The organism is Falsirhodobacter sp. alg1, assembly GCF_000739715.2.
Lineage (GTDB): Bacteria > Pseudomonadota > Alphaproteobacteria > Rhodobacterales > Rhodobacteraceae > Falsirhodobacter.
Window position 1 is genome coordinate 1 of sequence record NZ_BBJC02000105.1, and the last position, 517, is coordinate 517.

Annotated in this window: 1 protein-coding gene and 1 pseudogene; both read right to left on the bottom strand. The window is 58.8% G+C overall.

Translation table 11 applies throughout. From position 1 onward, the window contains the following. Nucleotides 1-236: pseudogene (locus tag TR36_RS14435) on the bottom strand (bifunctional ornithine acetyltransferase/N-acetylglutamate synthase); the annotation flags it as partial. Next, complete coding sequence (locus tag TR36_RS15310; protein WP_082715004.1) at nt 229-405, bottom strand: PTS sugar transporter subunit IIA; 177 nt, start codon at nt 403-405, stop codon at nt 229-231. The gene TR36_RS15310 and the pseudogene TR36_RS14435, both read right to left, overlap by 8 nt. Nucleotides 406-517 lie beyond the last annotated feature (112 nt).

The window sequence follows — 517 nt, forward strand, 5'->3', positions numbered from 1 at the left end:
CCTTCCCCATCCTTGACCACCTGCTGTGCCAGATCACGCATTACCGTGCCCAATGCCTCTTCGAACGCGCGGGCGACCTCGCCCGAGCGTACCGGTGCGGCCTTGCTTTTGCCCGTGGCTGCCAGAATCAGCGCATCGGAAGTAGAGGTATCGCTATCAACCGTAATGGCGTTGAACGTTTCGTCTACCTGACGGGACAGCATTTTCTGCAGCAGCGCCGGCGTAATCTTAGATTCCCGTGGAGCCCAGCTTCTCTCGTTTGGCCAGCTTCTTGAACAACTGTTCCGCATCCACGCCCCGCGCCTCGGCCACGCGGTCGGCAAGATGGCGCAACAAAGCGTCCTTGCTGTCCGCTGCAAAATCAAGGATCAGCCCGTCTGGTTGGATGAAGTCAGCTCGTTGCATGAAAAACCTGCTTTGAAATGAAAGCAGGACCGGTATCCCCGGTCCTGCACCACGCCCCCGAAGGTTCGTGCTTTTTACAATGCCGCAGCCAGCGCCTTTGCCAGGTCGGTCC